This window comes from Providencia sp. PROV129 (genome assembly GCF_028482245.1).
Classification (GTDB): Bacteria; Pseudomonadota; Gammaproteobacteria; order Enterobacterales; family Enterobacteriaceae; genus Providencia; species Providencia vermicola.
The window spans coordinates 22,979-45,642 of record NZ_JAMPQD010000025.1 but is presented as its reverse complement, the minus strand read 5'-3'; the positions used below and the strand labels follow the sequence as shown (position 1 = coordinate 45,642).

The 22,664-nt window shown below is 41.8% G+C and carries 23 protein-coding genes; 14 read left to right on the top strand and 9 right to left on the bottom strand.

Features of this window, described 5'->3' with window-relative positions; genetic code table 11:
• Positions 1-18: 18 nt before the first annotated feature.
• Positions 19-597 (bottom strand): D-sedoheptulose 7-phosphate isomerase, encoded by a 579-nt coding sequence (lpcA, locus tag PSF27_RS17780; protein WP_272681955.1) that lies wholly within the window; start codon positions 595-597, stop codon positions 19-21.
• A gap of 391 nt (positions 598-988) precedes the next feature.
• On the opposite strand from lpcA, the gene fadE reads away from it, so the two are divergent.
• Positions 989-3,454 (top strand): acyl-CoA dehydrogenase FadE, encoded by a 2,466-nt coding sequence (fadE, locus tag PSF27_RS17775; RefSeq protein WP_206084746.1) that lies wholly within the window; start codon positions 989-991, stop codon positions 3,452-3,454.
• A gap of 814 nt (positions 3,455-4,268) precedes the next feature.
• Here the strand turns inward: fadE and lysA are convergent.
• Positions 4,269-5,534, bottom strand: a complete 1,266-nt coding sequence (gene lysA / locus PSF27_RS17770) for a diaminopimelate decarboxylase (protein WP_272681954.1) — start codon at positions 5,532-5,534, stop codon at positions 4,269-4,271.
• Positions 5,535-5,659: 125 nt separating this feature from the next.
• Here lysA and PSF27_RS17765 point away from each other — a divergent pair, with 125 nt between their 5' ends.
• On the top strand, positions 5,660-6,595 hold the full coding sequence (locus PSF27_RS17765; protein WP_272681953.1) for a LysR family transcriptional regulator: 936 nt from the start codon (positions 5,660-5,662) through the stop codon (positions 6,593-6,595).
• On the opposite strand, the gene PSF27_RS17760 is transcribed toward PSF27_RS17765, so the two are convergent.
• Entirely contained in the window at positions 6,569-7,489 is a 921-nt protein-coding gene (locus tag PSF27_RS17760; protein ID WP_206084739.1) for a LysR family transcriptional regulator, read from the bottom strand. The genes PSF27_RS17765 and PSF27_RS17760 overlap by 27 nt on opposite strands.
• A 132-nt stretch (positions 7,490-7,621) precedes the next feature.
• On the opposite strand from PSF27_RS17760, the gene PSF27_RS17755 reads away from it, so the two are divergent.
• Positions 7,622-8,494 carry an MBL fold metallo-hydrolase gene (locus PSF27_RS17755; RefSeq protein WP_272681952.1) on the top strand — a complete coding sequence of 291 codons (873 nt, stop codon included), beginning with the start codon at positions 7,622-7,624 and terminating at the stop codon, positions 8,492-8,494.
• Between the two features lie 138 nt (positions 8,495-8,632).
• Positions 8,633-9,277 carry a DsbA family protein gene (locus tag PSF27_RS17750; RefSeq protein WP_206084737.1) on the top strand — a complete coding sequence of 215 codons (645 nt, stop codon included), beginning with the start codon at positions 8,633-8,635 and terminating at the stop codon, positions 9,275-9,277.
• A gap of 40 nt (positions 9,278-9,317) precedes the next feature.
• Here the strand turns inward: PSF27_RS17750 and PSF27_RS17745 are convergent, their stop codons facing one another.
• The gene (locus PSF27_RS17745; protein ID WP_241016856.1) at positions 9,318-9,977 is read right to left on the bottom strand and encodes a prepilin peptidase; all 660 of its coding nucleotides are present in this window, start codon (positions 9,975-9,977) and stop codon (positions 9,318-9,320) included.
• Positions 9,978-10,405: 428 nt separating this feature from the next.
• Here PSF27_RS17745 and rsmE point away from each other — a divergent pair, with 428 nt between their 5' ends.
• From rsmE to hemW, 9 genes are all read left to right on the top strand, one after another.
• Entirely contained in the window at positions 10,406-11,137 is a 732-nt protein-coding gene (gene rsmE / locus PSF27_RS17740) for a 16S rRNA (uracil(1498)-N(3))-methyltransferase (protein ID WP_206084736.1), read from the top strand.
• Positions 11,138-11,146: 9 nt separating this feature from the next.
• On the top strand, positions 11,147-12,094 hold the full coding sequence (gene gshB / locus PSF27_RS17735) for a glutathione synthase (RefSeq protein WP_206084735.1): 948 nt from the start codon (positions 11,147-11,149) through the stop codon (positions 12,092-12,094).
• A gap of 75 nt (positions 12,095-12,169) precedes the next feature.
• Positions 12,170-12,733, top strand: coding sequence for a YqgE/AlgH family protein (locus PSF27_RS17730; RefSeq protein ID WP_272681951.1), 564 nt, complete (start codon positions 12,170-12,172; stop codon positions 12,731-12,733).
• On the top strand, positions 12,733-13,152 hold the full coding sequence (gene ruvX, locus PSF27_RS17725) for a Holliday junction resolvase RuvX (protein ID WP_206084733.1): 420 nt from the start codon (positions 12,733-12,735) through the stop codon (positions 13,150-13,152). The genes PSF27_RS17730 and ruvX overlap by 1 nt, the downstream gene beginning before the upstream one ends.
• Positions 13,153-13,299: 147 nt before the next feature.
• Entirely contained in the window at positions 13,300-13,992 is a 693-nt protein-coding gene (locus tag PSF27_RS17720) for a YggS family pyridoxal phosphate-dependent enzyme (RefSeq protein ID WP_272539822.1), read from the top strand.
• Positions 13,993-14,005: 13 nt separating this feature from the next.
• A complete protein-coding gene (gene proC, locus PSF27_RS17715; RefSeq protein ID WP_272539821.1) occupies positions 14,006-14,827 on the top strand; it encodes a pyrroline-5-carboxylate reductase in 822 nt (273 codons plus the stop codon).
• Between the two features lie 18 nt (positions 14,828-14,845).
• Positions 14,846-15,430, top strand: coding sequence for a YggT family protein (locus tag PSF27_RS17710; protein WP_206084730.1), 585 nt, complete (start codon positions 14,846-14,848; stop codon positions 15,428-15,430).
• Positions 15,431-15,446: 16 nt separating this feature from the next.
• Positions 15,447-16,040, top strand: coding sequence for an RdgB/HAM1 family non-canonical purine NTP pyrophosphatase (gene rdgB / locus PSF27_RS17705; protein ID WP_206084729.1), 594 nt, complete (start codon positions 15,447-15,449; stop codon positions 16,038-16,040).
• Positions 16,033-17,172 (top strand): radical SAM family heme chaperone HemW, encoded by a 1,140-nt coding sequence (gene hemW, locus PSF27_RS17700; protein WP_272681950.1) that lies wholly within the window; start codon positions 16,033-16,035, stop codon positions 17,170-17,172. Before rdgB ends, hemW begins: the two co-directional genes overlap by 8 nt.
• A gap of 141 nt (positions 17,173-17,313) precedes the next feature.
• On the opposite strand, the gene PSF27_RS17695 is transcribed toward hemW, so the two are convergent.
• From PSF27_RS17695 to trmB, 5 genes are all read right to left on the bottom strand, one after another.
• On the bottom strand, positions 17,314-18,264 hold the full coding sequence (locus PSF27_RS17695) for a siderophore ABC transporter substrate-binding protein (protein WP_206084727.1): 951 nt from the start codon (positions 18,262-18,264) through the stop codon (positions 17,314-17,316).
• Between the two features lie 205 nt (positions 18,265-18,469).
• Positions 18,470-19,201 carry a DUF2884 family protein gene (locus PSF27_RS17690; protein WP_272539819.1) on the bottom strand — a complete coding sequence of 244 codons (732 nt, stop codon included), beginning with the start codon at positions 19,199-19,201 and terminating at the stop codon, positions 18,470-18,472.
• Positions 19,202-19,228: 27 nt separating this feature from the next.
• Positions 19,229-20,155 (bottom strand): glutaminase B, encoded by a 927-nt coding sequence (gene glsB / locus PSF27_RS17685; protein ID WP_272539818.1) that lies wholly within the window; start codon positions 20,153-20,155, stop codon positions 19,229-19,231.
• A gap of 104 nt (positions 20,156-20,259) precedes the next feature.
• Positions 20,260-20,589 carry a YggL family protein gene (locus PSF27_RS17680; RefSeq protein ID WP_206084724.1) on the bottom strand — a complete coding sequence of 110 codons (330 nt, stop codon included), beginning with the start codon at positions 20,587-20,589 and terminating at the stop codon, positions 20,260-20,262.
• Entirely contained in the window at positions 20,589-21,308 is a 720-nt protein-coding gene (trmB, locus tag PSF27_RS17675; protein ID WP_206084723.1) for a tRNA (guanosine(46)-N7)-methyltransferase TrmB, read from the bottom strand. Before trmB ends, PSF27_RS17680 begins: the two co-directional genes overlap by 1 nt.
• A 294-nt stretch (positions 21,309-21,602) precedes the next feature.
• Between trmB and mutY the strand changes: the two genes are divergently transcribed.
• A complete protein-coding gene (gene mutY / locus PSF27_RS17670; protein ID WP_206084722.1) occupies positions 21,603-22,655 on the top strand; it encodes an A/G-specific adenine glycosylase in 1,053 nt (350 codons plus the stop codon).
• The last annotated feature ends 9 nt before the right edge of the window (positions 22,656-22,664 follow it).

Here is a 22,664-nt window from a genome sequence, read left to right as displayed (position 1 = left end):
CCTACAACGGCTAAATCGTTACTTCACCATCTCTTTTTCAATTAATTGAATAAGGATATGGATAACTTTGATATGAATTTCTTGAATACGATCCGCATAACCAAAATGAGGTACACGAATTTCAATATCTGCCGTGCCTGCCATTTTGCCACCATCTTTTCCTGTTAATGTGATGACTTTCATACCTTTTTCACGTGCAGCGGCAATCGCTTTGATAATATTTCCTGAGTTACCTGATGTTGAAATTCCCAGTAACACATCACCTTTCATGCCAACTGCTTCAATAAAACGAGAGAAAACAAAATCATAACCGAAGTCATTACTCACACAGGATAAATGGCTCACATCTGAGATCGCAATAGCAGGGTAACCTGGACGGTTTTCACGATAACGGCCTGTCAATTCTTCAGCAAAATGCATCGCATCGCAGTGAGATCCACCATTGCCACAAGATAAGACTTTGCCGCCGGCTTTAAAAGAATCCGCTAATAACACCGCCGCTTGTTGAATGGCTTCGATATTCGCTTCGTCACTTAGGAAATTTGATAACGTCTCGGCCGCTTCAGTTAATTCACTGCGGATCAAATCTTGGTACATGAGGTTTCCCCTTAATTAAGAATACGTTATTGAGAATATAGCCAACTTACATCCAAAATGATTTACAGTAAATCGATCTCACTAGGACACAAATTCAGATGGATATCAGTCATTAAGCTTTAATACTCAGATTGTTGCACAGGGGGCTTTTTGTTTCTACTTTTGATTGTGCTGTCTTGAGCTCGTCGACAAAAATAACGTTTTGTTATGCTTAATAACCTTATTTTATTTAATGGTAATAATTTTAATTTCAACTATCCCCTCCATTATTTGATTTTTTTGTGAACTAAGTTGTAATTAAGATGTAAATATATTGCTAATTCTTTATTGCTAGGTATAGATTTAGTTATCAAACAGGTCAGACCTCTTACAAGTCGACAGGAGATCCACTATGATCCTTCTTAGCATTGTGTTATTTCTCGCCTTAATTGGCGTACTTAGTTATCACAGAACCTCCCTTGTACTCAGTACAGTACTGCTATTAGCCTATACTGTCGTCATGGGCATGTTAAATATTTGGAGTTACTGGATGTTGCTGCCAGTAGCTCTGGTCTTATTCCCATTTGTTTTTTCTCCTGTACGCCAGTCTCTTTTCTCATCACGAGCCATGAAAATGTTTCAAAAAGTCATGCCGCCAATGTCGAGAACTGAAAAAGAGGCTATTGACGCAGGAACAACATGGTGGGAAGGCGACCTTTTCCGTGGTGCACCAGATTGGAACAAACTGCATAATTATCCAAAACCACAGTTAACAGCGGAAGAACAAGCGTTTATTGATGGCCCAGTAGAAACTGTGTGTGGCATGGTAAATGATTTTGAAGTTAGCCATGAGCTTGCTGACTTAACGCCTGAAGTTTGGCAATACCTTCGCGATCACCGCTTTTTCGCCATGATCATCAAAAAAGAATATGGTGGTCTTGAGTTTTCAGCTTACGCGCAATCACAAGTATTACAAAAACTCGCAGGTGTATCAGGTATTTTAGCCATCACGGTGGGTGTACCAAACTCATTAGGCCCAGGTGAATTATTACAACATTATGGCACTGATGAGCAAAAACAACGCTACCTACCAGGCTTAGCAACAGGCGAAGAAATTCCGTGTTTTGCCTTAACCAGCCCTGAAGCAGGCTCCGATGCAGGTGCGATTCCCGATTCTGGTGTTGTCTGTATGGGAGAATGGCAGGGTGAACAAGTGTTAGGTATGCGTTTATCATGGAATAAACGCTATATTACCTTAGCACCTATCGCTACTGTACTTGGCCTTGCGTTTAAATTGTCAGATCCAGACAAACTATTGGGCGGTGAGAAAAACCTCGGGATCACCTGTGCGTTAATTCCAACCAACACGCCAGGCGTTGAAATTGGTCACCGTCACTTCCCACTCAATATTCCATTTATGAATGGCCCGACTCGCGGAAAAGATATTTTTGTCCCTATCGATTACATCATCGGTGGGCCAAAAATGGCTGGTCAAGGCTGGAGAATGTTAGTGGAATGCCTGTCTGTAGGGCGTGGTATTACACTACCATCAAACTCAACAGGTAGCTTGAAAAGTATCGCTATTGCAACAGGTGCCTATTCTTATATTCGCCGCCAATTCAAATTACCGATTGGTAAAATGGAAGGTATCGAAGAACCCTTAGCACGCATCGCAGGTAATACTTACTTGATGGATGCAGCAGCCACATTAATCACCTCAGGTATTATGTTAGGCGAAAAACCCGCAGTACTTTCGGCTATCGTTAAGTACCACTGTACCCACCGCGGTCAGCGCGCCATTATTGATGCGATGGATATCACAGGCGGTAAAGGTATCTGCTTAGGGGACTCCAACTTTGTTGCACGGGCTTACCAAGGTGCGCCTATCGCAATTACGGTTGAAGGTGCTAATATTCTGACTCGCAGTATGATTATCTTCGGTCAAGGTGCAATTCGTTGCCATCCTTTCGTCTTAGACGAAATGGCGGCTGCGCAAGATAACAATCTGCACAAATTTGATAAAGCCGTATTTGGTCACATTGGTCATGTCATTAGTAACCAATTCCGCAGCTTCTGGTTAGGTTTAACTAACGGTCGAGGTAGTCACGCACCAACCAAAGATGAAACACGCCGCTATTATCAGATGTTAAATCGTCATAGTGCTAACTTAGCGTTATTATCCGATGTCGCAATGGGCGTGTTAGGTGGCAGCTTAAAACGTCGCGAACGTATTTCAGCTCGCTTAGGGGATATCCTCAGCAACCTGTATCTTGCATCTGCAACTTTGAAACGCTATGAAGATGAAGGTCGCCAAAAAGCGGATTTACCACTGGTAAAATGGGCTGTTGAAGATTGTTTATATCAGTCTGAAAAGGCAATTGATGATCTACTGAAAAACTTCCCGAACAAAATGGTGGCAGCGATTATGCGAATAACTTTGTTCCCTACAGGACGTGCGATGTCCATGCCATCAGACAGACTTGATCATAAATTGGCACAGCTGTTGATGGAGCCATCAGAAACTCGTGACAGATTAGGCCGCGGGCAGTATTTAACGCCTACGGAAAACAACCCGCATGGCTTAGTTAACCAAGCATTACTGGATATTATTGCTGCAGAACCCATTTTTGAACGCATCTGCCGCCTGAAAGAGCGTAAACTCAGCTTTACCCGTTTAGACAAACTGGCTGATCAAATGCTGCCTGAAAATGTCATCACGCAGGAAGAAGCCGATATCCTACGTAAAGCAGAAGCGAGCCGATTACGCACAATTAATGTCGATGAGTTTGAATTTGATGACTTAGGAGTGCTTCCGTCAAAAAAGTCTCCTGATGAACCGTCAAACGAAGACGCTAGCAAGAAAAAGAAAGCCGCTTAGTTTATAGATAAGTAATAAAACTCAAGGAGCATCCTACTCCTTGAGTTTTTTGTTAGTGCAAATTATACATCAATTTTCTACGTACTCGGGGGTTCTCGTTGTTTAGCCTCTAATATATAAGGTCGTAATTTAATTTTATTATCCCAATCACTCAGTTTAAATTGACAGATTTCCCCACCTTCATTTGCACAAATTGTTAGATACTCTTTTGCTTTATTAAGCTCATTAAACTCATAAAAATATATTTCAGCTGCTGACGCTAATGCTAATTCTCGATAATAACCCTGTGTTTCCTTCAACCTTTCCCAATATGCTATTGACTGAATCAATCAAATAATCAACAGCCTTTGCACAAATAAAATTAGGATTTATAGTTTCAAAAAAAAGTAATTACAATTTGAATCTTTATAGAACAATTTAAACATTAATAAATTACTATCTGAGTCACTGGACTTTGCCTTACCTTTTAATAAATAAAAATTTTTTCATTTTTAGGAGAAGGAATTAGAACATTATAATCTGAATCATATGACAAATATTTACTATCGTAGCCAAAGTTCAACATCCTATACGAAGGTTTTAAAACATCGACTTTAGGCGATTTTAAATGGCAACCAAATAATATAAAAAAAGAAAAAAGAGTATTAGCCTCATATTTAAATTTTTCCAAAAATATCAATTAATCAGTGGTGGCAACCCTTATCTTTACATGCAAAAAAATATTGTAAATCACCCAAAAGAGTAGTTTTTACTTTCTTTAAAAGAAAAAAAGCCAGCGACTTAATCGCTGGCTTTTTCATCACATTGGCAATTTTTAAAGTGATAGCTCTAACGCTAATAATTCTTCTATTGTCTGACGACGGCGAATTAATTGCGGTTTCCCCTCAACAAACATCACCTCTGGTAATAATGGTCGGCTATTATAGTTTGAAGACATAGATGCGCCGTAGGCTCCTGTGTCGTGGAAAACCAAATAATCCCCCACGTTGACCTCAGGTAATGCGCGAGTCACCACAAGCCCACCTTCAAGCTGAGTAAACACATCCCCAGATTCACATAAAGGGCCGGCAATAATGGTGTCTTTTAGTTGTGACTCATCCGCAGCACTTCCGTCTGCAGGTAAAACAGAAATATGATGATAACTGCCATACATCGCTGGGCGCATTAAATCATTAAAACCACTGTCGACTAAGACATAATGACGGCTTCCCATATCTTTAACAGCACGCACTTCCGCCAGCAAAACGCCCGATTCAGCCACTAAATAGCGACCTGGTTCGATTTCAAGTTCAATCGCGTGTCCTAGATGCTGCGCTATGCGCTGGCGCGCGTTATCCCATAAACTATAATAATGCTGCACATCGATTAATTCATCGCCTTCACGGTAAGGTGTCGATAACCCACCACCCGCTGAAATAGCATGAAGATCCACGCCAGCAGTTGTCACCAGCGCCACCATCGAATCACATACATCTGCAAGATGTTGATAATCAACGCCTGAGCCAATGTGCATATGAATACCGATTAACGACAAATTATAATGACGAATTTTTTCTAAGGCTAAAGGTAAATCTTCATGCCAAATACCGTGTTTACTGTTTTCACCGCCCGTATTGGTTTTTTGGCTATGACCATGACCAAAACCCGGGTTAATACGCAACCACACAGGGTGGCCTTGTTTTTGTTCGCCAATTTGTTCAAGCATATCAATTGACCCTGCATTCACAGGGATATCTAGCTCGGTGACTTTTACCAATGTGGCTCTATCGAGCACATCTGCTGTAAATACGATTTCTGAGTTCTCACGCCCAGGCTTGAAGCCGGCCACCAGCGCACGTTCGATTTCCCCTAAAGAAACTGAATCGACTTTAACGCCCTGCTCTCTCATAAGGCGCAAAATATGAATATTTGAACTAGCTTTTTGAGCAAAGCGCACCGTATCAAAGATTTGTAATTGCTTAATACGCTCAATGATGACTGCACTGTCATATACCCAAACAGGGGTACCGTATTGTGCAAGTAGCGCACGTAAATGTTCAGGGGTTAAATACTGGCTTGAAGTGGTTGCGAATGAAGTCATTATGTTTCTCGTTTGCAAGTTTTTATTATATTAAAGTCTATTATTCAGAGAAAAGATGGGAAAAAAAATATCCATTTTGCTAAAATCTATTCATATTTGATATAGCTTTGGTTTTGAGGTGAAAAATGCAGGCCATTTCGTGGCGACATATTGAGATATTTCGTGCAGTGATGACCGCACCGAATTTGACGGAAGCCGCTGCATTGTTGAATACTTCACAGCCTACCATCAGCCGTGAACTGGCACGCCTTGAGCATTTACTACAATTTAAGCTTTTTGATCGCGTCAAAGGGCGCTTGCAACCCACCGCGCAAGGGCTGCGATTTTTAGAAGAAGTTGAACGCTCTTACTATGGGTTAGAGCGCATCAAAAACTCAGCAGAAACAATACGCCGTTTTGAACATGCCCAAATTTCTGTCACCTGCTTACCCGCTTTTGCCCAATCCCTTTTACCGTCAGTCTGCCACTCTTTCATGGAAAGCTATCCTGATGTCAGTATCACCGTAATCCCTCAGGAATCTCCTGTGCTCGAAGAATGGCTCTCTGCCCAGCGCTATGATTTTGGTTTAACAGAACATTTGCAAATGCCGCCAGGTACTGAGCAACAAACGCTTGGAAGTTTAAATGAAGTGTGTGTGTTACCTACAGGGCATCCTCTCACTCAAAAAAAGGTCTTAACCCCCAGTGATTTTCAGCATCAACGCTTTATTAGTTTGTCTTTAACTGACAGCTACCGCCAATTAATTGACTCAACCTTTGCGGAGCAGCAAATTGACCGAAAAATGGTGATGGAAACACATTCGGCTTCTTCTATTTGTGCGATGGCTCTAAAAGGTATTGGGATTTCCATTGTTAACCCACTAACAGCGTTGGATTTTCACCAGCAATCTTCGGGTAAACTAGCGCTGCGTCCTTTAAGCTTTTCAATACCCTTTACGGTGAGCTTAATTAGACCTATTCACCGCCCATCATCACAACTCACTGATATATTTACCAAACATTTAAAAAAACAATTTAACCAGATTGAACAACAGTTAGCGCTGGCCTTGCTGCATCAGTGATAACCAATGGGGTGAGGTAGTAAACCAGTTAGCAAGATAATCGATCACCGCACGTAGTGAGGTTGGCATTTTTTGTCGACTGGCATACACAGCGTAAATACCTAATGGCATTGGTGTGTAATCAGGTAATAATTGGATTAATTCGCCTGAATCCAAATACTTTGCAACTGAATAATAAGGCTGCATAGAAACCCCTGCGCCATTTAAGGTCGCTTCGGCGATAAAAACAGATTCATTAGCACTCAACCTTCCATCCACTAACACTGTGTGCTGTTCGCCTTCTTTTTCAAACACCCATAAACTACGCCCAAAAAAGTTATAAGTTAGACAATCCAGTAATGCTAAATCCTCGGGTTTTGTAGGGTGCTTTTTTCCTTCCAAAAAACGGGGAGATGCACAGATCACGGAATAACAGGTCGAAAGAGGCTTCGCAATCAGACTTGGCTCTAGCTGATTAGTAATACGGATCGCTAAATCAATTCTTTCCTCAATAAGATTCACTGATTTATTCGAGATCTGCATATCAATAGCCATATTAGGGTACTGTTGCATAAACTCGGTCATTGCCATGGAAAGCGCACTTTGGGCGATAGATTGTGAGCAACTAATACGTACCAGCCCTGATAATGCTTGATTATCATGCTCTTGCTGCACAGGAACCGTTTGTGAAATCGCATTTAGTTGTAACGATTGTTGGTAAACCCCTTCCCCTGCAGAGGTTAAACTAAGCCGCCTTGTTGTACGGTTTAATAACCGAACACCCGCCCATTGTTCCATCTCAGATAAATAGCGAGTTACCATCGCACGAGACATATCTAGCTTATCTGCCGCACCGCTTAGGCTGCCACTCTCCACAATGGTGATAAACACTTCTACCGCTTTTAATCTATCCATACCCCACCAATTCGACCGATTTATGCAACAAATAAAGCCTAATTATGCTGTTTTTCCCATCATTATTACAATCTAATATACACGCCAAGCCAAACAACATTTACCTGCATCACTTAATTTTAGGATATAAAAATGAAACTTACCTTATTAGCAGCAACGACATTATTCGCAACAACTATGCACATGGCACAGGCTAAAAAGCTAACATTAGATGTGTATAACCCAGGCCATAACAGTGTTTTCCCTGTTTCATCTGAAATTATTAGCGGACCAACTGAAGTGGTTTTAATTGATGCTCAATTTCAAAACAACGACGCACAAAAATTAGTCGATAAAATCCAAAAGCTGAATAAGAAATTAACCACCATTTATATTAGCCATTCAGACCCTGATTTTTATTTTGGTTTAGAGACGCTGACAAAAGCTTTCCCTGAAGCCAAAGTGGTTGCAACTGCCGAAACCGTCAACGCCATTAATGCAACTAAAGATGGCAAACTTGCCTATTGGGGCGGTGAATTAAAAAATGAAGCACCAAGCCATGTTATTGTTCCTGAAGTCATTAAAGGGAATAGCTTTACCGTTGATGGTGAAAAATTAGAGATTAAAGGCCTAGATGGTGCCTCACCAGACAGAACTTATCTGTGGGTACCCTCTTTAAAAGCAGTCGTGGGTGGCGTATTAGTTTACGATAATCTCCATGTGTGGGTTGCAGATACGCAAACTGAAACCTCACGCCAAAACTGGCAACAAGCTTTAGAGAGTATTAAAGCACTTAAACCCGAAACCGTTGTACCAGGACATTTTACCGGCAATTCTAAGTTTGATATTGGAACCGTTACATTTACTCAGCAATATTTAAATGACTTTGAAACTGCGATAAAAGCAAGCAAAAACGCGGATGAACTGATTAAAAAAGTAGAAACGCAATACCCTAACTTAGATGAAAAATCGAGCTTAGAGCTCAGCGCCAAAGTGATTAAAGGCGAAATGCAGTGGCCTCAGTAAGCCGATAAATTGCCCCCTATTTCATTTGTTTTGGTACTTTTTGTAACTTGTGGATACACATTAAAAACAAAATGATCTAGGGGGATAGTTTATGCTATCACCTTGAGTATCTTAAAAATAATTCAGCGAGACATTATTATGAGCAATATTACCCTACACTATATTTATGACCCTTATTGTGGCTGGTGTTATGCTGCTGCACCGTTAATTGAAGTTGCTGCGAAACACCCAAATATTCATATCGAAATGCATGGTGGTGGCATGCTCGCAGGCAGCTCTCGACTACATTTAGATGATAATTTCCGCCAACACATTATCCAATCAGATAAACGCATAGCGTCAATGACAGAGCAAGTTTTTGGTGATGACTACCTCACAATGTTACATGAACCTAACTTTGTAATGGACTCAGCAATACCGCAAACCGCAATACTGGCAGCAACAAAACAAGGTAAAGGCTTAGAAATGCTAAAAGCGATTCAAAAAGCCCACTATATTGCAGGGCGCCACATTAATGATAGCGCTGTCCTGTTAGATTTAGCACAAAGCATTGGGCTGGATGTCGCTCAATATACGACTGACTACGCACAGAGTGAGCTAAGTGAAACTAAGACCCACATTCAAAACAGTAAAACACTATTAGCGCAATCAGGTGCATCTGGCTTCCCTACATTACTGATTCAGCAACAAGGCCAGTGGCTACGAGTCCCACTACAAAACTACCTTGGCGCGCCAGATAAATGGCAACAATTCTTAGATACCATGGTTAATGCTGCTAAATAACCAAACGAGCAAATCATTTGGCTGTGTTATTCATTTATTATCATTGAATAAGTGATAAATACAGCCAAATACTAGCACTAACCAAAATCGCTGGCCCAAAAGGAATAGTCGGGCCCCCCATATTCATACCTTCTCCACTTTTCAAATACGATTTTCCGCCAACGCCATGGAACTTAGGTAATAGCCAATAACTCGCACTGTAGTGCAAAAGCCCTAGCACTGCTGCTAGACCTAAAAAATGCGGTAAATTCAGTACACCAAGCCATGATGCACACGCAGCAATCAATTTAAAATCTCCCCTTCCCATTTGCGGCTGTTTTTTGATTTTTTCCACCAGTGTTGTGATAAACATAATGGCCAAATAAGCCACGATAATGGCATAGATAGCCGAAATCACATTACCGTTTGGAGAGCTTATTTGATACAACAACCCAGCCCCTAAGAATGGGTAAGTTAATATATTCGGTAAATACCCTGTTTTATAATCAATAATAAACAACAACACAGTGAAGTTTAAAAATACGAATAAAAATAAGATGACAAGCCAATAACTCAACGAATAAAAAACGATAAGACCCAACACTGAATAAATAAAAAACAATGAAAAATAATTAACCTCAATGGAAGGTAATTGAAAATATTTTTCAGGAATAGATTTCAATAGCTTAAAGGTCATTATTACAGATAACACTAAAAGCATTAAAATCAAATAAACTTCCTTATTGACCATAATGTTACTGAATTTAATATAAAAACAGCTCCACTCTGTTTTCAATTTAAATAAAAGATTCATTATTTCATTAAAGATAAAAACGAATTTTTCTAAAACTGCGCACCATAAGTCGAGCATATTAACTCCTTATTCCATTATGGAGAAAAAATAAATATACGCAGAAAAATAACCAACCTAAACACTTTAATTCCGTTCAATACAATCAGTTTATTCGAGCTCAAATTTTTTCTATTTATTTATCAATTGCGTCTAATTTAACGGCGATGGCACAGACGTACTATAAATACGTTTTTTTTCGTTATAAACTAGATAGCAAAGCTTGAGTTTTGCGATTCAATCCCCATATTCACCAAAGCTATCCTATTTATTAATCGAGTCTGTACTAAGGAAACACCATGCGCATTCCACGCATTTATCACCCTGAGCCAATACAAACCAATACAACCATTTCTCTTGGTGATGATGCCGCAAACCATGTGGGCAGAGTCCTCCGTATGGCTCCTGGTCAGAAGCTTGAGCTGTTTGATGGTAGCAACCAAACTTTTAGTGCTGAAATTACGGAAGCTTCGAAAAAGCATGTTTTGGTCTACATTGAAAGTGGCAATCTTGATGATAGAGAGTCCCCCCTCGATCTCCATTTAGGCCAAGTCATGTCACGCGGGGAAAAAATGGAATTCACCATCCAAAAATCTGTTGAATTGGGTGTTAATACCATTACCCCTTTAATTTCAGAGCGTTGTGGTGTGCGTTTAGACCCCGAGCGACTCGAAAAAAAATTACAGCAATGGCAAAAAATTGCGATTGCTGCATGTGAACAATGTGGCCGAAACCGTATCCCTGAAATTCGCCCCGTACAAAGCCTTGAAACTTGGTGTGCGGAGGATGACGGTGCATTCAAGGTAAATCTTCACCCAAGAGCGACAGAAAGCATCAATACCCTGCCGACTCAATTGAAAAAAGTAAGACTGTTGATTGGCCCAGAAGGCGGGCTTTCAGCGGATGAAATCGCCATGACAGCCAATTATCAATTTACCGATATACTGTTAGGCCCTAGAGTACTTAGAACAGAAACGACTGCGCTAACCGCTATCACTGCACTGCAAGTGCGCTTAGGTGATCTGGGTTAAGGAGAAAAAATGATCAAGCTCGGTATAGTGATGGATCCTATTTCATCCATCAAAATCAAGAAAGACACCAGTTTTGCAATGATGTTGGAAGCTCAGCGTCGTGGTTACGAAATCCATTATATGGAAATGAATGACCTTTATTTGCACCAAGGTGAGGCTCGCGCACAGACTAAAATTGTCACCGTCGAAGAAAATCCTGCGAAATGGTACGAATTCCATGGTGAACAAGATATCGCCCTCGGTTCCCTTGATGCGATTTTGATGCGCAAAGATCCGCCATTCGATACCGAGTTCATTTACGCAACCTATATCTTAGAACGCGCAGAACAAGCAGGTTCCTTAATTGTGAATAAACCGCAAAGCCTGCGTGACTGTAATGAAAAATTATTCACTGCTTGGTTCCCTGAATTAACGCCAGATACGTTAGTGACTCGCAGCCCGCAAAAATTAAGAGAATTCCATCAAAAACATGGGGATGTGATCTTCAAACCCCTTGATGGCATGGGCGGTGCATCGATTTTCCGTTTAAAACAAGATGACCCTAACGTGGGCGTGATCATCGAAACATTGACAGAACATAGCTCCCGCTATTGTATGGCTCAAAACTTTTTACCTGCCATTAAAGAGGGCGATAAGCGTGTGTTAGTGGTTGATGGTGAGCCAGTGCCGTACTGTTTAGCGCGTATTCCAGCGCAAGGTGAAACCCGTGGTAATTTGGCCGCAGGTGGTCGTGGCGAAGCGCGTCCTTTAACAGAAAGTGATTGGGCAATTGCGCGTGCCGTCGCGCCAACATTGAAAGAAAAAGGCTTAGTGTTCGTTGGGTTAGACATTATAGGTGATCGCCTGACTGAAATTAACGTCACAAGCCCAACCTGCGCTCGTGAAATCGAAGCGGCTTTTGATATTTCTATCACAGGTATGTTGATGGATGCCATTGAACGTCGCTTGAAAAAATAAGCAATAAAACAGGCTAAAAAGGCGATTTCTGCCTTTTTAGCCAACGAATTCAATAAAAATGAATGGAGTTTAAGTTTGAATCTACAAAACCATTTTCTTATTGCCATGCCATCCCTCACAGATCCTTATTTTGAGCAATCTGTAGTGTATGTGTGTGAGCACAACGAAAAAGGCGCAATGGGTTTAGTCATTAATAAACCCATTGATGACTTTTCAGTTGATACCATGTTAAGAAAGCTTGAAATTACGGTATCCGATAAAGTCAATAAACGTAACCTACAACGCCCCGTGATTGCTGGTGGCCCGGTTGCAGAAGAACATGGTTTTATCTTACATACACCAATTAGCGGCTTTTTATCTAGCTTGCATCTTAATGATGAAGTGATGGTCACTACGTCGAAAGATATTTTAGAAACTCTTGGTAGCGATCACTCGCCAAAAAACTCTTTAGTCGCCTTAGGTTATTCCAGTTGGGAGCCTGGTCAACTAGAGCGAGAAATCATGGAAAATAGCTGGTTGACAGTTGAAGCATCCCCTAAACTCATTTTTGATACGCCAATTAACGAACGTTGGGCTGCGGCTGCCAATTTAATTGGTGTCAATATTCATACGATTTCCATGCAAGCGGGGCATGCATAATGTCAGGAAGAACGCTATTAGCCTTTGATTTCGGAACAAAAAGTATTGGTGTTGCTATTGGACAAGAGATCACAGGTACAGCACGCCCATTAACATCACTTAAAGCCAGTGATGGTCGCCCTGATTGGCAACAAATCGAAAAGTTACTTAAAGAATGGCTTCCTCAGTTGGTTATTGTCGGCCTACCCCTTAATATGGATGGCACCGAGCAACTGGTCACCAGCCAAGCGCGTAATTTTGCCAATCGTATTCATGGCCGTTTTGGTGTTAAAGTCGAATTGCACGATGAACGACTTTCCACGGTTGAAGCAAAAGCAGGCTTATTTGAGCAAGGTGGCTACCGCGCATTAAGCAAAGGAAAAGTGGATTCGGCTTCCGCCGTGGTGATCCTTGAAAGCTGGTTTGAGCAACATAGTTAATTTTGCACAGTTTTGAGGTTATTTTTCACGGAAATCTCATGCAAAGGTGCCGTTCTAACGCGAATTGCTTTACACTATGGTCAACAGTCACTATTCATGCACTCTGTGAATAAAATAGTTTTGAATTAAACCATAATGAATAAATACATGACCATTCAAAATAATATCTCTGATGTTACCGCACGTATTCAAACTGCTGCCGAAGAATGTCATCGTTCACCCCAAGACATTACGCTGCTGGCTGTCAGTAAAACCAAGCCTTGTGAGGCTATTTTAGAAGCCATCGAAGCAGGCCAGCGCCAATTTGGTGAAAATTACGTCCAAGAAGGCGTTGAGAAAATCCAATATTTCGCAAATAGAACTGACCTTATTTGGCATTTTATCGGCCCATTACAATCCAATAAAAGCCGTTTAGTCGCTGAACACTTTGATTGGTTCCACACGCTTGACAGAGCTAAAATTGCTCAGCGTCTGAATGACCAGCGCCCTAGCAATAAAACGCCACTAAATGTACTCATCCAAATTAATATTAGCGATGAAAACAGCAAATCGGGCATAACATTAGGTGAGGTTGCTAAGCTTGCTGCTGAAGTCGCAACTATGCCAAACCTTGTATTACGAGGTTTGATGACGATCCCCGCCCCTGAATCAGACTATGACCGTCAATGTGAAGCGTTTCGTCAAATGGACAACGCATTTAAACAGTTACAAACTACTTACCCAACAGTCGATACCCTATCGATGGGAATGACTGACGATATGCGCGCCGCTATTCACTGCGGTTCAACCCTTGTTCGCATAGGAACCGCGATTTTTGGTGCGCGCCAATATCATCAATAATAAGGAGAACAGAATGCAACACCGTAAAATTGCTTTCATCGGCGCTGGAAATATGGCTCACGCTATCATCGCAGGGCTTGTTAGCAATGGTTACCCCGCATCAATGATCACCGTTTGTTCTCCAACCCCCGTGCGCCGCGATAAAATTGCCGCACAATATGGCATTATTAGCAGTGATGATAACCTTGCTGCCGTTAAACAGGCCGATGTCATTGTATTAGCAGTAAAACCACAAATGATGAAAGAAGTCTGCGAACCCCTGCAAAATGCCACTGATTTTGATAACAAACTGGTGTTAACCATTGCCGCAGGCATCCCAGCAGAGCGCTATAACGATTACTTTGCACATCAACTGAATTTAGTGCGCATCATGCCAAATACCCCATCCTTGGTTGGTAAAGGCGTAAGCGGGTTATTTGCGCAAGCCAAAGTGACTGAGCAAGACAAACAATTTGCGCAGGAATTAATGCAAAGTGTCGGTTCAACGATTTGGTGCCAGAAAGAGCAAGAAATCAATAATATTATTGCAATTACAGGTAGCTCCCCCGCTTATTTCTTCTTATTTATGGAAGCGATGCAACAAAAAGCAGAGCAACTCGGTTATGATGCAGAACAAGCACGTGAATTAGTGTTGAATGCCATTGAAGGCTCCGTTGAACTGGCGAAATCCCAGCACGACACGGCTTTTTCAACCTTACGTGAACAAGTCACCTCTAAAGGCGGTACCACCGCGATGGCTTTAGAGCAATTTTACAACGAAAACCTTCCGCAAACTGTTGCTAACGCGATGCAAAGCGCCATCAACAGAGCAGAAGAAATGGAAAAACTTTTTTAATTAATCGCGGAACTTGCCATGCAGACTTTAGTATTTGTCGTTACCACTCTGATCCAGCTGTATATTTTTGTGTTATTGCTCCGCGTTTGGATGCAGTGCGTTCGTGCGGATTTCTATAACCCATTTTCCAAATTTGTGGTCAAAGCCACACAACCGATTGTCGCGCCGCTACGCCGTGTGATCCCTGCGATTGGTTCAATTGATACGGCGTCTGTTGTTGTTGCTTTTGTTTTAGCCATTGCCGCAATTATTTTTGGCATGTGGGCAACTAACTTACTGCCTATCTTAGGCGTAACGATTCTCCCAATGGGAATCATTTTATTACTAACGTATGCAGGTAAATTGATCTTCTGGATGATCTTGATCCGCGCCATCCTCAGCTGGGTAAGCCAAGGCCGTAATCCTGTTGATTATTTATTATACCAATTAACTGAACCGCTAATGGCGCCAATTCGCCGTATTATCCCAGCAATGGGTGGGTTAGATTTCTCAGCAATGATTGTGATGTTTATCTTAATCGCCCTGAATTATTTGCGTGTGGATATTTCCCTGATGATTGACCCATCATTGACCGCAATGATGTATTCCATTGGTATTATGTAAAAACGAGTTTTAAACGATGCAAAAAGTTGTTTTAGCGACCGGGAATCCGGGCAAAGTAAATGAATTAGCCGACTTACTTCGCGATTTCGGTATGGATATCGTTGCACAAACTTCATTGGGTGTTGAATCTGCAGAAGAAACAGGTTTAACCTTTATTGAAAATGCCATCCTGAAAGCTCGACACGCGTCGGCACAAACGGGTTTACCCGCTATTGCTGACGACTCAGGAATTTCGGTTGATGCCCTTGGTGGCGCGCCAGGGATCTACTCTGCCCGCTACGCTGGTGAGGAAGCAACTGACGAGCAAAACCTCGTTAAGCTATTAGATGCAATGAAAAATGTGCCTGATGACCAACGTCAGGCGCAATTTAACTGTGTGCTGGTGTATTTGCGCCACGCCGAAGACCCTACGCCATTAGTATTCCATGGCCGTTGGCACGGTATTATTACCCGCGAACGCAAAGGCCAAGGCGGTTTTGGGTACGATCCTATCTTTTACGTACCAGAGCTTGGCTGTACCTCTGCAGAGTTAAGCAAAGCAGAAAAACAAGCTGTTTCCCATCGTGGTAAAGCCTTAGCAATGATGCTGGATGCTCTGAAGAATGCATAAGTTGCCACCACTGAGCTTGTATATCCATATTCCTTGGTGTGTGCAAAAGTGCCCTTATTGTGATTTCAATTCGCATACTCTAAAAGGAGAGATCCCACAAAAAGAGTATGTTGAGCACTTATTAGCGGACTTAGATATTGATGCCAAATTAATTGCTGATCGCCCTGTTAAAACGATTTTTATTGGGGGGGGAACACCGAGTTTGCTGACGGCTGAAGCCATGCAAGCATTGATGGATGGTGTTCGCGCGCGAGTTCAATTAGACCCAAACGCAGAAGTCACGATGGAAGCCAACCCCGGAACCGTAGAAGCAGACCGGTTTGCAGGCTACCAGGCTGCGGGGATCAACCGTATTTCAATCGGCGTACAAAGCTTTGGTAACGATAAGCTGATCACTTTAGGCCGTATTCATGGCTCTGATGAGGCGAAACGTGCAGCAAAATTGGCCACTCACCTCAACTTACGCAGCTTCAATCTCGATTTAATGCATGGCTTACCCGCACAAACGCGCGATGAAGGCTTGTCAGATTTAAAACAAGCGATTGAACTTGCGCCGCCACATTTGTCTTGGTATCAGCTAACTATCGAGCCCAATACACAATTTGGTTCAAGGCCACCAACCCTGCCTGATGACGATACCCTGTGGGACATTTATACCGAGGGTCACAAGCTACTCAGTGCAGCGGGTTATGTACAGTATGAAACCTCTGCCTACGCAAAATCGGGTTATCAGTGTGAACACAACCTCAATTACTGGCGCTTTGGTGATTATCTCGGTATTGGCTGTGGTGCTCATGGCAAAATTACCTTTGAGGATGGGCGGATTTTACGTACGGTAAAAACCAAACATCCTCGAGGTTATATGGAAGGTCGGTATCTTCAGCAGTCTTATGATGTAGAAGCCGAAGATAAACCATTTGAATATTTCATGAACCGCTTTCGGTTACTTGAGGCCATGCCCCGTCAAGAGTTTACCCAATACACAGGTTTGCCCGAATCAACTGTAAGGCCTGCTCTTAATGAAGCCTTAGCCAAAGGATACATCACAGAAACTGATGATGAATGGCAAATTACAGAACATGGAAAGTTATTCTTAAACTCGCTGTTGGAGCTATTTTTAGGCGAGGAATAATACCCAAATCAGTGAACTAATGAAAGCCCGCGAGAGATAACATTCTGCGGGCTTTTTATTAGAGATAAAAATGAGATCGACAAAAATAACAATAAGGGTATTTCATATTGCCGCTATCGTTAGGACAACGGCAGATATTCATTAAAGCGCGTTAACAACAGCATTAACTTGTTCTGTTAAGCTGACAAAGCCACCACCTGATAAATACCACAGATCAGATTGCAGGTAAGTGATCTTACCGTCTTTGTATGCTTTGGTTTCTTGGATATTGCTGTCTTCAAAGACCGTTTTTTCTAATTTCCCAGCACCGATAGCTTCACTGCGGTCAACAATTAAGATGACATCAGGATTTGCTTGCGCAATGGTTTTGGTATCGACAACACGGCGTTTTGATTTATCCGCATTTTCATCAATCTGCAATTCTGCACGCTGTGCTTTTACCACGTCATAAACCACGGCTTGGTTATTTGGGATTAATTTGCCGTCATTGTGCATCAGTACTAAGACTTTTTTCTTAGAATCAGCCGCTTTTTTCTGAGCATCTGCAATGGTTTTGTCTAACTGAACAAGCTGTTCATCAACGGCTTTTTGATTACCGTATAAATCACCAAGTACGGCTAAGTTTGCTTTTACTGATTCAATATAATGTTTGCTGTCAGAACCTAAATTAATGGTCGGTGCAATTTTGGATAAGGCTTCGTATGATTTCCCCTGACGCCCTGTGATGACGATTAAATCAGGTTTTAATTGCTCAATTTTAGCCAAATCAGGTTGTTTCATGCCACCTGCATTTTCCATTGATGCTGGAATACTGCCTTTCACATAAGCAGGCGCATTTGCCGTCGGTAAAGCCACCACGTTATCGCCTAAACCCAGTTTTTGCATTGAGTCGTATACACCGAAGTCAAATAAAACCACTTTTTTAGGTTTTTTAATAACTTCTGTTTCACCCGATAAATGCTTAATTGTCACTTTTTCGACGCCTTGTGCAGTGACAGCATTTGGAGCGAAAGCAGCAGATTCAGCACCAAGCGCTAAAGGAGCAGAGAGTGACAATACAGAAACAAGTAAAGCAGGAATGAACTTTTTCATTTAAACGATCCCAATTAAGTCATTAAGCCAAACTCGCATTGTAAAGAGAGAGGCCTACATGTCAATCAAATAAGAATCAATTTCATTTTCATTCCCATTAATGGAACTAAAATCACATTTATAAATCCACATAATAACCATCATAAATAAAAAAACAGCCATGCAGTTAATACAGGGCTGTTTTTAAGAAATATAGATAAATGGATTATTTGGCTTTTAAGGAATTCAATAAAGAAACCCGTTGTTGCTCAATGCCAGTGACTTTTGAACACACTTGAACACCAAACAATTGGAAGCTTTTCTCTTGTTTTTTCCATTCTGTTTCAAGCTCTTGCTGCAAACCACCTAGATTGCCCAGCATGCCTTGTAGCGCTTGGTTAGCATCACCACCTGATAACAGTTGCTTGCGCCCCATTTCGTTGATGCTATCTTGTAAAATACCGCCCAAGCTTTCATTCACCAACTGCTTGCCTTTTGTTTCCGCATTTTTCATCGCTTCATGATGAAAAGCATAGCCATTCGGACGGGTTTCAATAATTTGGTTGATTTGGCTATTCAGGTCTTTTTCTAGCTTAGTCAAACGTTTACGTACATTACTGTCGCTGCCAATGACCTTAACAACGACTTTATCTACCGTTTCACGTGACGTTGCCAGTTTTTTCTCAGACTCTTGTTTTATCCAAGGTAAATCATTACGAATTGCCGATTGATAACGGATCGCTTGCTGTTTTTGAGCCTCAGTCGCCGCAATATTTTTGCCGTTTAACGTGATCTCACCATTAGGTGTAATCACTAAATCGCCACTGCGACCAACCACTCGCACGCTTTCTGGCGTCATGAAAATATCATCGTTCGGTGTCACTGAGCAGTTATAATCCGCAGCTTGGCTCGCTGCACTCGCTAACAGTGAAAATGCAATTAATGTACGGCGTAACATAACATCTCCTAGAAGGCGTTGAATTAATTAGAAAACAGAACGCCCAATTCGTTTCGATAATAGCTCTAAAGCAGCGCAACCCACCAGAGAATTCCCTGCTGCATCGAGTTCAGGTGACCATACCGCCACAGTAAATTGGTTAGGGACAACACAAACAATACCGCCGCCAACACCTGATTTCCCTGGCATTCCAATACGAAATGCAAATTCACCAGAGCCATCATACATTCCACATGTCATCATCAATGCATTGATTTGCCTTGATTGTAATGGGGTAATAATGGGGTCTATGGAGCAAGATGACATTCCTTGCGATGTTAAATAGGAGAAACATCTCGCTAATTCAACACAGTTCATACTTAGAGAGCAATAATGAAAATAAGTTTCGAGCACCGTCAAAACATCATTTTCAAAATTACCAAATGATTTCATTAAATAGCCGATTGCTGCATTACGGCTTGCATGTTCCATTTCAGAGCGAGCAACGGTTGTATCGTAGGTAATATCAGGCTCACACGATAATTTTCGAACAAACTCTAGCATACGTTGTTTTGGCGCACTTAAACGCGACTGCAACATATCTGCAATCACAATCGCACCTGCATTAATAAACGGGTTTCGTGGGATACCTTTTTCCATTTCAATTTGAATTAATGAGTTAAATGGTAGCCCTGATGGCTCTTTGCCAACACGGCTCCAAATTTCATTTTCTTCGTAGCGCGTCATCGCCAATGTCAGGCTCAACACTTTTGAAATAGACTGAATGGAAAAACGTTGATAGGCATCCCCTGCGGTGAAAACCTCACCGTCAATGGTGGAAACGGCGATACCAAGATGATGAGAAGGCACACAACCTAGCGCAGGAATATAGTTGGCAACACAACCTTGGCCTATTAGCGGCCGAACTTGGTCTAGAATGTCGTTAAGTAGCTGGTTAGAAAACATAGCACTCAAAACTTTTACTCCAGAAAATAAAGGCACCCAAAACTTGGATGCCTCTTCAAACACTGAGAAACTCAGCCTATTTATTTAGTGTGATTTAATCAACCAAAAAGTGATTATTCCCACCAAACATCAAACAGTTCAGAAACAACAACGTCGTTCATCCCTTTTGCTTTTAACCAATTTTCAACGATTTGACGGTGTTCTTCGGTACATTTACCAATTTGCTGTAGGCAAACAATCCCTTCCCAGCTCAAGTAGCCGCTTGCTTCGAATGCTAAACCGTTTGGTTCAATAGCTTCAGCAATCAGTTGGTCAACGGTAGTGTCAACTTCTTCGATCGGTGTACCTTCTTTAAAACTCCATTTAACCGTAAAACCTAACTCTTGGAATTCATCCAAACGCATTTTTTTACGTAAACGACGACTACGTGGTTGTTTAGCCATTATTTGGTCCTCTCAAACATTAAATCCCATACACCGTGCCCTAACCGCTGGCCGCGCTTTTCAAATTTTGTTTCTGGTCTTGATTCTGGACGAGGAACATAATCACCTGTTGGTGATAAATTTTTATACCCTTCGACACTCTTCATGACATCAAGCATATGTTCTGCATACGGCTCCCAGTCGGTCGCCATATGGAAAACACCACCAACCGCTAATTTACTGCGAATTTTTTCAGCAAATGGCACTTGAACAATGCGGCGTTTATTGTGTTTTGCTTTATGCCATGGGTCAGGGAAAAATAACTGAACCATCGCAAGGCTTCCATTGGGCACCATGCAATCCAAGACTTCAATCGCATCATGGCACATCACACGGACATTACTGACATTTTCTTCTTTTGCCGATGCTAAGCATGCGCCCACACCTGGCGCATGAACTTCAATGCCTAAAAAGTTTTGCTGTGGATTTTGCGATGCCATAGTCACCAATGAGGCGCCCATACCAAACCCAATTTCTAGCGTCACTGGGTTTGAGTTACTAAATACTTTGGCGAAATCAAAGGGTTCATTGATAAAATCAATCCCCATTTCAGCCCATTCTTTTTCTAATGCGTCTTCCTGACGTTTTGTCAGACGCCCTTGACGGCGGACAAAACTACGGACACGGCGCATAACCCGCCCTTCTTCATTATATTCGGGGGAGATAACATTATTGATCATAATAAAGGTTCTAAAAAATAGTTGCCCAATTAAGTTAATGTGCCAACGATCAAGTTCTATAAGGCTAGTAAATAGCAATTATGTTTAAATTACCCTTGCTAATTCAAACCATTAGATTAATGACCTAACAGTAATCGCAGGGTAAGAGTAGGAGTTTAGCAAAACTTCAACAAGGATGCAGTTGATAATTGGCTAACTTTACACTAAACCACACAATAAGCGGTTTACAGCCTACCGCGTCTATGTTGCAATCCTTAGCATTATTAAAAAATCGATAAAAAAATAAAGTGTTCAATGGAAGCTCAACAATTTTCTCATGCAGTGCTCGACTGGTATCACAAATATGGACGCAAAACATTACCGTGGCAGCAGGAAAAGTCCTCTTACCACGTATGGCTGTCTGAGGTGATGCTGCAACAAACCCAAGTCAGTACCGTTATCCCGTATTTTGAGAAATTTATTTCTCGTTTTGAAGATATTACCGCCCTTGCCAACGCACCATTGGATGAGGTTTTACATTTATGGACAGGCCTTGGCTATTATGCCCGTGCCCGCAATTTACACAAGGCAGCAAAAGTCGTTGCTGATCAGTATGGTGGGAAATTCCCAACCACTTTTGATGAAGTGTTGGCTTTGCCCGGGGTTGGTCGCTCTACGGCTGGCGCAATTTTATCTCTGTCCCAACAGCAACATTACCCTATTTTAGATGGCAACGTAAAACGCGTGCTGGCTCGTGCTTATGCCGTTGATGGCTGGCCTGGGAAAAAAGAGGTAGAAAACCGCCTGTGGGAAATTAGCACCGATGTCACGCCCAATGATGGCGTAGAATATTTTAACCAAGCAATGATGGATTTAGGCGCGATGGTTTGCACCCGCAGTAAACCAAAATGCGAGCTTTGCCCACTTAACTTTGGCTGTGTTGCCTATGCCAACCATTCATGGCAAAACTACCCAGGGAAAAAACCGAAACAAAAAATCCCTGAAAAAACCGCCTGGTTTTTAATTATGCAACATGAAGACAATGTCTGGTTAGAGCAGCGTCCCCCTTCTGGTATTTGGGGTGGGTTATTTGCCTTTCCACAGTTTGAGTCTTCAGAACAATTAACAGCATGGTTAGCGGAATCAGGCCTTTCTTATGACGCTCCTGAGCAGTTAATTGCCTTTCGCCACACGTTTAGCCATTTCCATTTAGATATTATCCCTGTAAAAGTTAAGATTCAGGCATTTAATTCTGCCATGGATGAAGGCAAAGGACTCTGGTATAACTTACACCTAGGCGCAACTATCGGCCTTGCCGCCCCAGTTGAAAGTTTATTAAAACAGCTCGCCTTACTACCTGATATTTGAGGAAATTTT

Coding starts and splice junctions, on each gene's coding strand:
- lpcA (WP_272681955.1), bottom strand. CDS start 597: ATGTACCAAGATTTGATCCGCAGTGAATTAACTGAAGCGGCCGAGACG.
- fadE (WP_206084746.1), top strand. CDS start 989: ATGATCCTTCTTAGCATTGTGTTATTTCTCGCCTTAATTGGCGTACTT.
- lysA (WP_272681954.1), bottom strand. CDS start 5,534: ATGACTTCATTCGCAACCACTTCAAGCCAGTATTTAACCCCTGAACAT.
- PSF27_RS17765 (WP_272681953.1), top strand. CDS start 5,660: ATGCAGGCCATTTCGTGGCGACATATTGAGATATTTCGTGCAGTGATG.
- PSF27_RS17760 (WP_206084739.1), bottom strand. CDS start 7,489: ATGGATAGATTAAAAGCGGTAGAAGTGTTTATCACCATTGTGGAGAGT.
- PSF27_RS17755 (WP_272681952.1), top strand. CDS start 7,622: ATGAAACTTACCTTATTAGCAGCAACGACATTATTCGCAACAACTATG.
- PSF27_RS17750 (WP_206084737.1), top strand. CDS start 8,633: ATGAGCAATATTACCCTACACTATATTTATGACCCTTATTGTGGCTGG.
- PSF27_RS17745 (WP_241016856.1), bottom strand. CDS start 9,977: ATGCTTTTAGTGTTATCTGTAATAATGACCTTTAAGCTATTGAAATCT.
- rsmE (WP_206084736.1), top strand. CDS start 10,406: ATGCGCATTCCACGCATTTATCACCCTGAGCCAATACAAACCAATACA.
- gshB (WP_206084735.1), top strand. CDS start 11,147: ATGATCAAGCTCGGTATAGTGATGGATCCTATTTCATCCATCAAAATC.
- ruvX (WP_206084733.1), top strand. CDS start 12,733: ATGTCAGGAAGAACGCTATTAGCCTTTGATTTCGGAACAAAAAGTATT.
- PSF27_RS17720 (WP_272539822.1), top strand. CDS start 13,300: ATGACCATTCAAAATAATATCTCTGATGTTACCGCACGTATTCAAACT.
- proC (WP_272539821.1), top strand. CDS start 14,006: ATGCAACACCGTAAAATTGCTTTCATCGGCGCTGGAAATATGGCTCAC.
- PSF27_RS17710 (WP_206084730.1), top strand. CDS start 14,846: ATGCAGACTTTAGTATTTGTCGTTACCACTCTGATCCAGCTGTATATT.
- rdgB (WP_206084729.1), top strand. CDS start 15,447: ATGCAAAAAGTTGTTTTAGCGACCGGGAATCCGGGCAAAGTAAATGAA.
- hemW (WP_272681950.1), top strand. CDS start 16,033: ATGCATAAGTTGCCACCACTGAGCTTGTATATCCATATTCCTTGGTGT.
- PSF27_RS17695 (WP_206084727.1), bottom strand. CDS start 18,264: ATGAAAAAGTTCATTCCTGCTTTACTTGTTTCTGTATTGTCACTCTCT.
- PSF27_RS17690 (WP_272539819.1), bottom strand. CDS start 19,201: ATGTTACGCCGTACATTAATTGCATTTTCACTGTTAGCGAGTGCAGCG.
- PSF27_RS17680 (WP_206084724.1), bottom strand. CDS start 20,589: ATGGCTAAACAACCACGTAGTCGTCGTTTACGTAAAAAAATGCGTTTG.
- trmB (WP_206084723.1), bottom strand. CDS start 21,308: ATGATCAATAATGTTATCTCCCCCGAATATAATGAAGAAGGGCGGGTT.
- mutY (WP_206084722.1), top strand. CDS start 21,603: ATGGAAGCTCAACAATTTTCTCATGCAGTGCTCGACTGGTATCACAAA.